We start from the raw sequence: 11,792 nt of genomic DNA on the forward strand, positions 1-11,792 counted from the left end.
CGCCGGAAGCTTTAGGCCTCCAGCACCTCCCAGCGTTTTGTCTTCGATTTCGGCGCGCATTCAATGATGCGAACGGTGTCACCGACCTTGAAGGCATTCTTTTCATCGTGCGCCCGGTATTTCTTGGACTTACGAATGGTCTTTTTCAGAACCGGGTGCGTAAAGCGGCGCTCGACGGACACGGTGACTGTTTGTGCGTTTGCGTCGGAGGTCACGACGCCAGACAGGATACGCTTTGGCATTTCGTGCTCTCCTTATTCAGCCGCTTTGGCAGCTTGTTCGTTGAGGATCGTCTTGACGCGCGCAGCATCACGACGGACCGAGCGCAGACGCGCCGGGTTCTCAAGTTGACCTGTGGCCTGCTGGAAACGCAGGTTGAAGGCTTCTTTCTTCAGATTTGCCAGCTCATCACGCAGCTGGTCCGGGGTTTTATCCCGAAGTTCCTGGGCGTTCATCGCCATTTTCCTTTTCAACATCACGAGGGTGCCGCCAAAGACGTGACACCGATTCCCGTGGAGTGGGTGAATAGAGGGGCCGTATATGGGGGCAATGCGCCTATGGCAAGGGGTGTTTGGGTTCTTTTGCAACAGTCCGCGCCGGAACCTCACCCTTAATTTGACACTCTTTCGCGTCACCTCCTACCGTAACGCGGCATTCAACAAAGGAAATCTGATGGGCGCCTTAGCATTATTTGCCTTGTTCGGCCTGGCAGGCGCGCTCGTGGTCTTCACCAATGATGACGACGATGACACGACCGAGCCAGCGGATGATACGGTTGAAGGGAGGGAACTGGATATCTCCACAAGCGGTTCGTTCACCGGTACAGACGGGAACGATACAGTATCCATCACAGGTGGCGGGAATGACGTATCGCTCGAGACCGGCGCAGGTGACGACACGGTCCTAGGATCTGGAACTCTCGCGTTTGATGCATCCCAAGCGTCGGTTTCTACTGGTGCTGGAGACGACTTGATTGACTTGAACCTCGACAGTTCATCGGTTCATGGAGGTGAGGGTAACGACACGATCACTGTGCGCGGTGCAGGTTCCGACGTTTTTGGTGATGCAGGCGATGATCTGATCGACATTGCATCTGAAGGTGACGTGATGAATGCCTATGGCGGCGAAGGCAATGACACGCTTCAATCGGGACCGCCCGTAACCGCACCATATAGTTCAAGCGCCAGTGACAACTTGAATCTTTACGGAGGCGATGGAGACGACCTGATTTATGTGAACGGACCGAGCAGCAGTACCACGGGCTTTATCGAAGTGGGTCATGGAGGCGCCGGTAACGATACAATCGTGATGACAAGCGTTCGCGCAGTTTCGAGCGAAGACCCGGGCCTAAATGGCCCCATCATCGCGTCAGGCGGCGAAGGCGAAGATACGTTTGTGATTCGCACACATGAAACGATAACCGGAAGTGGCAGCATGGTGGTCGAGAATGTCGGTCAGACTGAGTTGCCACAAGATAGCAACTCTCGCCTGGGACTTTTCAGGATCGAAGACTTTGAAAGCGGTGTGGATACCCTTTCAATTGATGCAGATGCGGTTGCGGATAGCAGCACGTTGGCTGAGGCCCACCTAGAGGAGGTGGTGAACCGTTCCGGCGCAACGGACACGCAATTGATCCTTGTCTATGAAACCACGGATCAGCAAGCCGAAGAAATCCGAGTGACGCTTTCCGGTGCGACCGGTGTCACGTGGAATGATGTGGAGTTTGTGGGGAACCAAGTGCCAGCCTTGACATCGATTGCGTAGTCGATGCCACGATATCTCGCACTGGCTCAATGGTGCGTTCCGCGATATTGAGCCGACATGAAAGTCACATCCCTCTTCGCCACCCGCCTTTACCACGCTCCCCTGTCCGACTTTGGACCCAAGGTCGATCCAGACGAGTTGGAGCAGCACTGCTATGCCATCGCCGAAGATGACGAGGCGGGCCACGACTGGTGCGAGCGCGAGGGCTATCCCGGCTATACCTCCTACGCCTCGCTCGACGACCTGCCTTGGCGCTTCCCGATCTTCGCTGACGTGGTCAAAGCGCTGGATGCCCACGTCGCCGCCTTTGCCAAGGAACTGGCCTTTGATCTGGGCGACAAGGCACTCAAGCTCGACAGCATCTGGATCAACATCCTGCCCGAAGGTGGCATTCACACCAGCCACATCCATCCCCATTCGGTGATCTCGGGCACGACCTATGTGGCAATGCCCGAAGGCACGAGCGCCTTGAAACTGGAAGACCCCCGTTTGCCGATGATGATGGCCTCGCCGGGCCGCACCAAGGATGCGCCCGAAGACCTGCGCCAATTCCACTACGCCAAGCCATCCGTGGGCGATGTCTTGCTCTGGGAAAGCTGGCTGCGACACGAGGTGCCCATGAACATGGCCGAAGAAGAACGGATATCGGTCAGTTTCAACTACGGCTGGGAATAGGATCACGAAACTGTCAGGCCAAATCCGTCGGGCAGGCTGGCCGCAACCTCAGGTCGAACATATGCTCTGAAAGGCAACACATTGTTTTCGGAGAATGACCTTCATGCCCCTTTCGCGCCTTGCACTGTCAACGACCGCTTTGCTTGTTTCACCCGCCCTGCTTCTCGCAAAAGATGCCCCGGTCAGCGATGACGTGATCGCCGCCCAACGCGCGGCTCTGGCGGCCGAAACCGCAGGCAAAGGATACGGCCCACAGGCACCCCGCGACCTGAATACGCTGACCGGCAACAACGCCCGTGCGTTCAATGCGGCCCCCGACTATACGGAAATGAACTTGTGCAACATCCACTTCCACGAAGGGGCTGAGCATTCAGGAGGTGAGTTCACCACCTATATCGGCAACGGGGACGGTAAGGGTTACAACACCGGTTTTTCCTATGATGGTGAGTTGACCGAGGCTGAATTGACCCCCGTAGATTATGCGGTTGGCCCCGCAGGCAAAAACGGCGCGCTGGAACCCGGTGACACGATCGAGGTGCATTACGTGCACAGCACAGCGTTGGTCGAACCCGGCCCCACGCTCGCCTCCTGCCTGAGCGACGCGATCATTAACCCTCAACTGCGCGTCGAGACACAGGTGTTCGTTCTGGTGAACGATGAAAGCGCAGGTGACTTCGTCGAACTGACCGAGGTCGGCATGGTGGACGGCTACCATCAGGCGTTGAACATTCCGTCCGACACGGGCACGCCCATCACCTATGCCGGATCAACCACCGGCCCCAGTTACAATGAAAAGGGATCGCCCATCCAAGTCAGTTGGAGCGTGCGCCCCGAGGTGCAAAAGGTCCACATCGGCAGCATTCGGGCATGGTTCGCCGAAAACATCTTTGACGAACGCAAGGCCCACGGCGTGCGCAACCTGGTGACCAACCCCGACCTGATTTCCGATATCGACAGCTGAGAGAGGCGGACCTCAGCTCCGCCTTACCGGATGAGACCCACCACGCAGGTGTTGGCCCTTTGTATTAGATACGAAGCCCCGCCATCGACAGGCCCGGGGGTGGCCTGTCGATGGCGCGGCGGCCTGCGGCCTTGATTCCGCGCTTAGCCCCGCACATTGATCAACAAGCTCATCTCCCGAATTTGGGGCGCATGTCTCGAATCCAGGCACACAAGGCTCGAAACAAATACTTATTCATCTCTGGCGAAAGCCCTTCCGCCATCATAACCTGTGCCGCGAATTCACCAATGGTCTCAAATGAGCTGGCGCGAATTCTTTCATTGTCTTCTTCGGACAGGCAGTACCCCATTTCGGTGCATGCTCCAGAGAGCAGTTTGACAACGACAGTGTCGTCCGCATTCAGCGGCCAATCTGAGAATTGAACTTTCATCCGGTCATTCTCGTCACACCGCCTACGAATATCAACGTCCAACACAGGCCAGCGCCCGCCCTCAGGCGGTCGGGCGCTGGCCGGACTGGGTGTCCGGCTGAGCGCTTAAGGAAAGCGTTCATTTTGGAAAGATCACCCGGCTATGGTCCGTCACGAGGTCAACAAGCTTTCCGTCACGTTCGGACCAAAGGACGGAGTACCTATCGGACATCAACCCGCCAAGTTTACCTTTACTGACGTCCGCACCAAAGATAAGACAATCGTCAGTTTTGCAATCAAAGCTATCTAGATGCCCATGAAAACCCATCCCTAACCAGGGCCATTGCGTGTGCTCACCTAGAGAAACCCAATTACCTTCGTCTTGAACCGACTTTCGGAAGCCATGTTGCCCCAATAGTTTGTGAAGGTTCTGCGAAGTATCCCCAATTCCGAAATCTTTGGTTATTCGCAGCAATTTTAAATTGGGGGCCATCGCGAAGAGTAGAGCCAAGGTAAGAACAAAGAAACCAAATACTATCAGCGTGTTTTTTGTCGAATTGAACAAGTTGCACTCCAAGTTTCAGAATAGATAGTAACCGTCACTCGAAGAAAAACCCCCGACGCTATTGCGCCGGGGGCTTCTCAATTTCTACCGGGTGCCACTACGATTGTGCCACATCGGGGCGCAGTCGGTTTACCAGTCTTCCCGAACCACGACGCGTGTCTTGATCGGCAGCTTCATCGCCGCCAGACGCAGCGCTTCACGTGCGATGTCGTCATTCACACCGTCGATCTCGAACATCACGCGGCCAGGCTTGACCTTGGCCGCCCAACGGTCGACCGAGCCCTTACCTTTACCCATCCGCACTTCGATCGGCTTGGCGGTCACTGGCACATCGGGGAAGATCCGGATCCAGACCCGGCCCTGACGTTTCATGTGACGCGTCATCGCACGACGTGCAGCTTCGATCTGACGGGCTGTAACCCGCTCGGGCTGCAGCGCCTTAAGACCGTAGGTGCCAAAGTTCAGGTCGGACCCGCCCTTTGCCTTGCCCTTGATCGAGCCTTTGAACTGCTTACGGAACTTCGTACGCTTTGGTTGAAGCATCTCTACTCTCCCTTAGCGACGGCCACCGGCGCCACGTGGGGCCGGACCGTCCTGGAGTTCTTGTGCCTTGCGGTCACGCGCTTGGGGGTCATGCTCCATGATCTCGCCTTTGAAGATCCAGGTCTTGATCCCGATGATGCCATAGGCGGTTTCCGCCTCGACATGTGCGTAATCGATGTCAGCACGCAGGGTGTGAAGGGGCACGCGGCCCTCACGGTACCACTCGGTACGGGCAATCTCTGCCCCACCCAGACGACCGGCAACGTTCACGCGGATGCCCAGGGCACCCATACGCATGGCGTTCTGCACGGCGCGTTTCATGGCACGACGGAAGGACACACGACGTTCCAGCTGCTGCGCGATGGACTCACCCACGAGGGCTGCGTCCAGCTCGGGCTTGCGTACTTCAACGATGTTGAGGTGCAGCTCGCTGTCGGTCAGCTTGGCCAGTTTCTTGCGCAGACCTTCGATGTCCGCACCTTTCTTGCCGATGATGACACCGGGGCGGGCTGTGTGGATCGTCACGCGGCACTTCTTGTGCGGACGCTCGATGATCACACGGGCCACACCGGCCTGCTTGCACTCGGCTTTGATGAAATCACGGATTTTGATGTCTTCCAGCAGAAGATCACCATAATCCTTGGTGTCGGCATACCAGCGGCTGTCCCAGGTGCGGTTCACCTGCAGGCGCATGCCAATCGGATTGACTTTATTCCCCATCAGGCTTGCTCCTCGACTTGACGCACTTTGATCGTTATTTCGGCGAACGGCTTGATAATCTTGCCGAAACGGCCGCGCGCCCGGGGACGCCCACGCTTCATGGTCAGGTTCTTACCAACCCAGGCTTCTGCGACGATCAGTTCGTCCACATCCAGGTTGTGGTTGTTTTCCGCATTGGCGATCGCCGATTGCAGGCACTTCTTGACGTCCTGCGCGATCCGCTTTTTCGAGAAGGTCAGGTCCGTCAGGGCCTTGTCGACTTTCTTGCCACGGATCATCTGGGCAACCAGGTTCAGCTTCTGCGGAGACGTGCGCAGCATGCGCGTCTTCGCCATCGCCTCATTGTCCGCCACGCGGCGGGGGTTCTTATCCTTGCTCATTTGCGCTTCGCCTTCTTGTCAGCGGCGTGACCGTAGTAGGTCCGCGTGGGCGAATATTCCCCGAACTTCTGGCCGATCATCTCTTCGGACACGTTCACGGGAATATGCTTCTGGCCGTTGTACACACCAAAAGTTAGACCCACGAACTGGGGCAGAATGGTGGACCGACGGGACCAGATTTTGATGACTTCGTTGCGACCGCTTTCGCGCGCCGCTTCCGCTTTCTTCAGCACATAGCTGTCAACAAACGGGCCTTTCCAGACTGAACGAGACATATCTTAACGCCCCTTCTTCTTGGCGTGACGCGAGCGGATGATCAGCTTTTGCGACGCTTTGTTCTTGTTGCGGGTACGGGCACCCTTGGTCGGCTTGCCCCATGGGGACACAGGGTGGCGACCACCAGAAGTCCGGCCTTCACCACCACCATGGGGGTGATCGATCGGGTTCATGACAACACCACGGACGCTTGGGCGGATACCCTTGTGGCGCATGCGGCCCGCTTTACCGTAGTTCTGGTTCGAGTTGTCGGGGTTCGACACGGCACCAACAGTGGCCATGCACTCCTGACGGACCAGACGCAGCTCGCCCGAGCTCAGGCGGATCTGTGCGTAACCACCGTCACGACCCACGAACTGAGCGTAGGTGCCGGCAGCCCGCGCGATCTGACCACCCTTGCCGGGCTTCAGCTCGATGTTGTGCACAATTGTCCCAATGGGCATGCCGCTGAAGGGCATCGCGTTGCCGGGTTTGATGTCGGCCTTAGCCGAGGAAATGATCTGATCCCCAACAGCCAGACGCTGTGGCGCTAGCACGTATGCTTGCTCGCCGTCGGCGTATTTCACCAGCGCGATGAACGCGGTCCGGTTGGGGTCATATTCGATGCGCTCGACCGTGGCCGCCACATCCATCTTGTTCCGTTTGAAATCGACGATACGATAGAGACGCTTCGCGCCCCCGCCCTTGCGGCGCATCGTGATCCGTCCGGTGTTGTTGCGGCCACCATTCTTGGTGAGACCTTCGGTCAGCGCCTTGACGGGGCGCCCCTTCCACAGCTCCGAACGGTCGATCAGAACCAGCCCACGCTGGCCCGGCGTCGTCGGCTTGTACGACTTGAGTGCCATGTTACTGTCTTCCGTTTTGCTAAACGAGCGAGGCTGGCCCCGCCCTATGGTTAAAGGCCCCCGAAGGTGCCCGGTAGTGCGCTCAAACGAGCAACGGCAAAGCCCCGGACGAATCCGGGGCCTTGCGGATGGGGTCGTTTAGGCTAGGGATAGGGTGGGGTCAAGAGACAGAAGTGTCTTGCACCTTACACCGATGAAGCAATGGAGATGAACGCATCCGCCACCCACCGATCCCGTTCATTTCTTGTACTAAAGCGTCGCACGATTTGGGTGAGTTCACATATGCCTTTTCCAACAGGGAAGAACCCACCCCCGTCTGGAACATCTTTCAACCCGCAAAGGTAGGGCATACCAAGTGTGAAGATCGCAACGAAGATCTCGCTTTGCGTACTACGGGTCCCCTTCCCACGTGTCGCGAGCCGTTTGTGCGTAGTCAATTGTCCCGGAATTCCAAGAGCGACATGCAACGCAGGGATTTCCCGCTCTTCAGTACATTCAACTGTCGACATTCTTTGCACCACTCGTACCGCAGATTCATGCAAATAACATGTTGCGCTCGTGACAACCAATCACGCAAGCTAGGCGCGCGCCTGACCGTGGTGTGGCGCCACAACGCTCGAACGGCGCACTTTATGGCAGCCAAGCATGTCCCACGATTTCGGCGGGCAGCGCAGGTTACATAGCGCCCGGCGCCTTCGGCTTGTTTCCGGGGCATAGTTCAAAGACCGTATTCGGTGCAAACATATGTTGACCCAAAGATAGCATATGCTTTTGATACGACCTGAGGTAGATGTTTGGCCGAACCGGAGAGAAATTTGAAGCATATTATTTTGGGTCTTGTGGTCTTTTTCGCTAACCCTGCAATTGCCGCAAATTGGCACTCCTACGGCACTTGCAGCTATCATATTGCGCCAGACGGCCAAAATTTTTCGCTCATAAGCAAAGCAAACTGCAGGCAGGACTTTTACGGAGGAACTGGTCATTTTGTAGCAAAGTACAACTGGCAAAATGGGAATGAGGTCATCCATGTCGACACATATGATGACCAAAGCGAAAAAATACTCGAAACACTCAACGATGTGAATGTGATCGCGTCCGGCGTAGGTTTGAAGTCGAATGACGGTCTTGCCGACTATGGTTATTGCACGATAACCAGTGCATCCCGAGGGCTCGAAGCCACTTGCTTTAAACGCCTCAGCGATCAGATCCCGGGACACTAGAGAAAAAGCCCCGCCAGAAGCGGGGTTTCTAACTCGTCCCTCAAAGCGGGGGGCACCCCGAAAGCCCGGTGGTCACGTCGATCTTGTTGCCTTCTTTCAGTGTCACATAGGCCTTGTTCACGTTCTGCCGCTTGCCCAATTTTCAGCACACGTTCCCAACACGATCCAGATCAATTCGCGCCCGCCCGGGACCAGTTACACTGTGTCCATGCTTTCTAGAAAAGGACGCCCCATGCCCAAATCCACATCGCCCCACATCAACCCTGCCCCCATGACCGCCGCCCTTGCCACTTTCAATCCTGCCACTGCGCAAGCGTGGATGAATATCACAACCGAGTGCACCCGCTTTGCCATGGACCGGATGCAAAAGGACTTGGCCGCGCAGCGCGCCATGATGGCCTGCACGTCGCCCGCCGAACTGATGAAATTGCAATCCAACTATTGCAGGGACGCCGCTCAGGAGTATGCGGATCAAGCCTCACGGATAGTCGCAATGATGACAAAGGCCACTGCGCAAGTGGCCGAAGGTGTCACATCGCCCACCTCTCGAAAATATGACGACATCCCGTTGTAATCATGGGGCTGCGCAGACATCCGTTCTAAGACAATCCAGGATTTGATGTTCACGATTGGAGATCGAACAGACCCCCCACCGCAAAACCTAAACAACGTGTATGGTCTACCTACAAGTTTTTCATCTGCTCGTGTGACCACTTGGCCAACGACAAAGGTGCCTAAGTGAACCCTAGAAATGCGCTTTCGCTTCGTCCGGCTTGCCAGCAGCAACTGCAAGTACGCCGCCGACGATGCAAAACCCGATGGGGAACATGGTGAAGACCCCGAAACCAAAGGCATGATACATAAGCGCGGCCGAAAGCAACAACAGCCCTCCTCCCCAAAGGGCGCGGATCTTGGCCATGGCCCCGCCCGCAATCGCCAACAGCGGTGCCACAAAGCTGCTCACGCGCACCAAGGCTTCATTGTCGACAGTGCCAAAGATCTCGCCCACTTCCTGATGGGCGCGCACCACCTCGGTGTATCCATAGCCGAAGAAGCCGACCACCATCGCAATCAACCCGCCGATGATACCCAGAACCAAAGCTGCATTTCGCATGGGAACAAAGACCTCTCATCTCGCATCGCACGAACATAAGGGGCCAAATGGCAAAGAAAAACCCCGGCCCGCATATCGCGGACCGGGGTCTGTTCATTTTGCTATGCGAGCGGGGTTCAGCCCCGCCCCACGATCAAAGACCGGTGGTCACGTCGATCGTGTTGCCTTCTTCCAGCGTCACATAGGCCTTTTTCACGTCTTTCCGCTTGCCCAACTGGCCGCGGAAACGCTTGACCTTACCCTTGGTGATGGTCGTGTTCACGGCCTTCACCTTCACACCAAAGAGCGCCTCAACGGCCTCCTTGATCTGGGGCTTGTTGCTGTCAATCGCCACTTCAAAGACCACCGCACCGTTCTCAGACGTCATGGTTGCCTTCTCTGTGATGATCGGCTTGCGGATCACGTCGTAATGTTCTGCCTTGGCACTCATTTCAAACGAGCCTCCAGTGCTTCGACACCCGCCTTCGTGATCACCAGGGTGTCACGCTTCAGGATGTCATATACGTTTGCACCCATCGTCGGCAGGATGTCCAGACCTTCGATGTTGCGCGATGCTTTCAGGAAGTCTTCGTTGACTGAAGCCCCGTCAATCACCAGCGCACGCTTCCAGCCCAGGTCCTTGACCTGCTTGGCCAGAGCGGCGGTTTTGCCACCCGCTGCCGCATCCTCGATAATCACCAGCTCGCCTGCCTTGGCCTTGGCCGACAGGGCGTGCTTGAGACCAAGCTTGCGGAACTTCTTGGGCAGGTCGTGGCCATGCGAACGCGGGGTCGGCCCCTTATAAATACCACCCTTGCGGAAGATCGGCGCGTTACGGTCGCCGTGGCGTGCGCCACCCGTGCCCTTCTGGCGATAGATCTTCTTGGTCGAGTAGCTGGTTTCCGAACGCGTCTTGACCTTGTGAGTGCCAGCTTGTGCGTTGTTGCGCTGCCAGCGGACCATGCGGTGCAGGATGTCGGCGCGGGGCTCCAGACCGAACAGGTCTTCGCTTAGCTCGACAGACCCGGCTTTGCCGCCGTCCAGTTTGATCACGTCAAGTTTCATGCTTCACCACCTTCCGCGGGAGCTTCTTCCGCCGGTGCTTCGGTTACAGCCGCCGATTTCAGAGCGGCCGGGAACGGCACGCCATCAGGCAGTTTCTTTTTCACGGCGTCCTTGACGGTCACCCAACCACCTTTGGAGCCAGGCACAGCGCCCTTGATCATGATCAGGCCGCGGTCTGCGTCCGTCTTCACGACTTCCAGGTTCTGTGTGGTCACACGGGCAGCACCCATGTGGCCAGCCATCTTCTTGCCTTTGAAGACTTTGCCGGGGTCCTGACATTGGCCGGTCGAACCGTGCGAACGGTGGCTGATCGACACACCGTGCGAGGCGCGCAGACCACCGAAGTTGTGGCGTTTCATGGCACCGGCAAAACCTTTACCGATGGATGTGCCGGACACGTCGACTTTTTGACCTTCCAGGAAGTGCTCGGCCGAGATCTCCTCGCCCACACCAATCAGGTTGTCTTCGGTCACGCGGAACTCTACGAGCTTCCGCTTGGGTTCGACTTTCTGGGCTGCAAAGTGACCACGCATCGCCTTGGAGACGCGTTTCACCTTTGGCGATCCAGCACCCAGAGTAACGGCTGTGTAGCCATCTTTGTCCGAGGTGCGGTTACCCACGACCTGCAGACCGTCCAGTTGGAGAACGGTCACAGGGATCTGCTTGCCGTCTTCCATGAACAGCCGGGTCATACCGACTTTCTTTGCGAGAATTCCAGAGCGCATATTCATACCCTCCTTACGATTGCAGCTTGATCTCGACATCCACACCAGCTGCGAGGTCGAGCTTCATCAGCGCGTCCACGGTCTGGGGGGTCGGATCAACGATATCGAGCAGACGCTTGTGCGTGCGGATCTCGAATTGGTCGCGGGATTTCTTGTCAACGTGCGGACCGCGCAGAACAGTGAACTTCTCGATCTTGTTCGGCAGCGGAATAGGGCCGCGCACGGACGCACCGGTGCGTTTGGCGGTGTTGACGATTTCCTGTGTGGACGCGTCCAGCACACGATAGTCAAACGCCTTCAGCCGAATGCGAATGTTTTGGCTTTGAATGGCCATTTTCGTGTTCCCTTACTCGGGCTTCCAACGGAGAGGAGGAGCATCGACCACCGACACCCCTCGTCGCGTCTTTTTTGGTTGTGCGGCGAGGTGAACCCCGCCCTACATCTCATCAGTCCCGTGGGGCGGGGTTCACCCCGCCTTCACGGTAGAATGGCTTACTCGGTGATTTTGGAGACGACGCCTGCGCCGACGGTGCGGCCGCCTTCGCGGATCG

19 protein-coding genes are annotated in these 11,792 nt (G+C 57.0%); 5 read left to right on the forward strand and 14 right to left on the reverse strand.

What is annotated here, in order from left to right:
* Positions 1–11: 11 nt before the first annotated feature.
* Complete coding sequence (gene rpsQ, locus IE087_RS21250) at positions 12–242, reverse strand: 30S ribosomal protein S17 (protein WP_189371453.1); 231 nt, start codon at positions 240–242, stop codon at positions 12–14.
* A 12-nt stretch (positions 243–254) separates the two neighbouring features.
* Complete coding sequence (gene rpmC / locus IE087_RS21255; protein ID WP_076630311.1) at positions 255–455, reverse strand: 50S ribosomal protein L29; 201 nt, start codon at positions 453–455, stop codon at positions 255–257.
* A 217-nt stretch (positions 456–672) separates the two neighbouring features.
* Here rpmC and IE087_RS21260 point away from each other — a divergent pair, with 217 nt between their 5' ends.
* From IE087_RS21260 to IE087_RS21270, 3 genes are all read left to right on the forward strand, one after another.
* The gene (locus IE087_RS21260) at positions 673–1,764 is read left to right on the forward strand and encodes a calcium-binding protein (RefSeq protein WP_229801515.1); all 1,092 of its coding nucleotides are present in this window, start codon (positions 673–675) and stop codon (positions 1,762–1,764) included.
* A 57-nt stretch (positions 1,765–1,821) separates the two neighbouring features.
* Positions 1,822–2,439 carry a TIGR02466 family protein gene (locus tag IE087_RS21265; RefSeq protein WP_189371456.1) on the forward strand — a complete coding sequence of 206 codons (618 nt, stop codon included), beginning with the start codon at positions 1,822–1,824 and terminating at the stop codon, positions 2,437–2,439.
* Positions 2,440–2,542: 103 nt separating this feature from the next.
* Entirely contained in the window at positions 2,543–3,400 is an 858-nt protein-coding gene (locus IE087_RS21270; protein ID WP_189371458.1) for a delta-class carbonic anhydrase, read from the forward strand.
* 169 nt (positions 3,401–3,569) lie between these two features.
* On the opposite strand, the gene IE087_RS21275 is transcribed toward IE087_RS21270, so the two are convergent.
* From IE087_RS21275 to rplB, 7 genes are all read right to left on the reverse strand, one after another.
* A complete protein-coding gene (locus IE087_RS21275; protein ID WP_189371461.1) occupies positions 3,570–3,830 on the reverse strand; it encodes a hypothetical protein in 261 nt (86 codons plus the stop codon).
* A 118-nt stretch (positions 3,831–3,948) separates the two neighbouring features.
* On the reverse strand, positions 3,949–4,374 hold the full coding sequence (locus tag IE087_RS21280; RefSeq protein WP_189371462.1) for a hypothetical protein: 426 nt from the start codon (positions 4,372–4,374) through the stop codon (positions 3,949–3,951).
* A 129-nt stretch (positions 4,375–4,503) separates the two neighbouring features.
* Positions 4,504–4,917 carry a 50S ribosomal protein L16 gene (gene rplP, locus IE087_RS21285; protein ID WP_189371464.1) on the reverse strand — a complete coding sequence of 138 codons (414 nt, stop codon included), beginning with the start codon at positions 4,915–4,917 and terminating at the stop codon, positions 4,504–4,506.
* Positions 4,918–4,929: 12 nt separating this feature from the next.
* Complete coding sequence (gene rpsC / locus IE087_RS21290) at positions 4,930–5,637, reverse strand: 30S ribosomal protein S3 (RefSeq protein ID WP_189371467.1); 708 nt, start codon at positions 5,635–5,637, stop codon at positions 4,930–4,932.
* On the reverse strand, positions 5,637–6,017 hold the full coding sequence (gene rplV / locus IE087_RS21295) for a 50S ribosomal protein L22 (protein ID WP_039688623.1): 381 nt from the start codon (positions 6,015–6,017) through the stop codon (positions 5,637–5,639). The genes rpsC and rplV overlap by 1 nt, the downstream gene beginning before the upstream one ends.
* Positions 6,014–6,292 carry a 30S ribosomal protein S19 gene (gene rpsS, locus IE087_RS21300; protein ID WP_076628866.1) on the reverse strand — a complete coding sequence of 93 codons (279 nt, stop codon included), beginning with the start codon at positions 6,290–6,292 and terminating at the stop codon, positions 6,014–6,016. Before rpsS ends, rplV begins: the two co-directional genes overlap by 4 nt.
* A 3-nt stretch (positions 6,293–6,295) precedes the next feature.
* Complete coding sequence (gene rplB, locus IE087_RS21305) at positions 6,296–7,138, reverse strand: 50S ribosomal protein L2 (protein ID WP_189371468.1); 843 nt, start codon at positions 7,136–7,138, stop codon at positions 6,296–6,298.
* A 794-nt stretch (positions 7,139–7,932) separates the two neighbouring features.
* On the opposite strand from rplB, the gene IE087_RS21310 reads away from it, so the two are divergent.
* Both IE087_RS21310 and IE087_RS21315 read left to right on the forward strand, forming a co-directional pair.
* Positions 7,933–8,358, forward strand: coding sequence for a hypothetical protein (locus IE087_RS21310; protein WP_229801516.1), 426 nt, complete (start codon positions 7,933–7,935; stop codon positions 8,356–8,358).
* Positions 8,359–8,590: 232 nt separating this feature from the next.
* Complete coding sequence (locus IE087_RS21315; RefSeq protein ID WP_189371471.1) at positions 8,591–8,932, forward strand: phasin family protein; 342 nt, start codon at positions 8,591–8,593, stop codon at positions 8,930–8,932.
* Between the two features lie 171 nt (positions 8,933–9,103).
* Here the strand turns inward: IE087_RS21315 and IE087_RS21320 are convergent, their stop codons facing one another.
* The 5 genes from IE087_RS21320 to rpsJ all read right to left on the reverse strand — a co-directional run bounded on the left by IE087_RS21320 (position 9,104) and on the right by rpsJ (position 11,569).
* Entirely contained in the window at positions 9,104–9,472 is a 369-nt protein-coding gene (locus IE087_RS21320; RefSeq protein WP_189371472.1) for a hypothetical protein, read from the reverse strand.
* A 133-nt stretch (positions 9,473–9,605) separates the two neighbouring features.
* Positions 9,606–9,902 (reverse strand): 50S ribosomal protein L23, encoded by a 297-nt coding sequence (locus IE087_RS21325; RefSeq protein ID WP_189371474.1) that lies wholly within the window; start codon positions 9,900–9,902, stop codon positions 9,606–9,608.
* A complete protein-coding gene (gene rplD, locus IE087_RS21330) occupies positions 9,899–10,516 on the reverse strand; it encodes a 50S ribosomal protein L4 (RefSeq protein ID WP_189371476.1) in 618 nt (205 codons plus the stop codon). Before rplD ends, IE087_RS21325 begins: the two co-directional genes overlap by 4 nt.
* On the reverse strand, positions 10,513–11,241 hold the full coding sequence (gene rplC, locus IE087_RS21335) for a 50S ribosomal protein L3 (RefSeq protein ID WP_189371478.1): 729 nt from the start codon (positions 11,239–11,241) through the stop codon (positions 10,513–10,515). The genes rplD and rplC overlap by 4 nt, the downstream gene beginning before the upstream one ends.
* Positions 11,242–11,254: 13 nt before the next feature.
* Positions 11,255–11,569: a 30S ribosomal protein S10 gene (gene rpsJ / locus IE087_RS21340; protein WP_108838874.1), complete on the reverse strand. Its 315-nt coding sequence runs from the start codon at positions 11,567–11,569 to the stop codon at positions 11,255–11,257.
* Positions 11,570–11,792 lie beyond the last annotated feature (223 nt).

It is taken from the genome of Tateyamaria omphalii (assembly GCF_014651375.1).
In the GTDB taxonomy this organism is placed as follows: Bacteria; Pseudomonadota; Alphaproteobacteria; order Rhodobacterales; family Rhodobacteraceae; genus Tateyamaria; species Tateyamaria omphalii.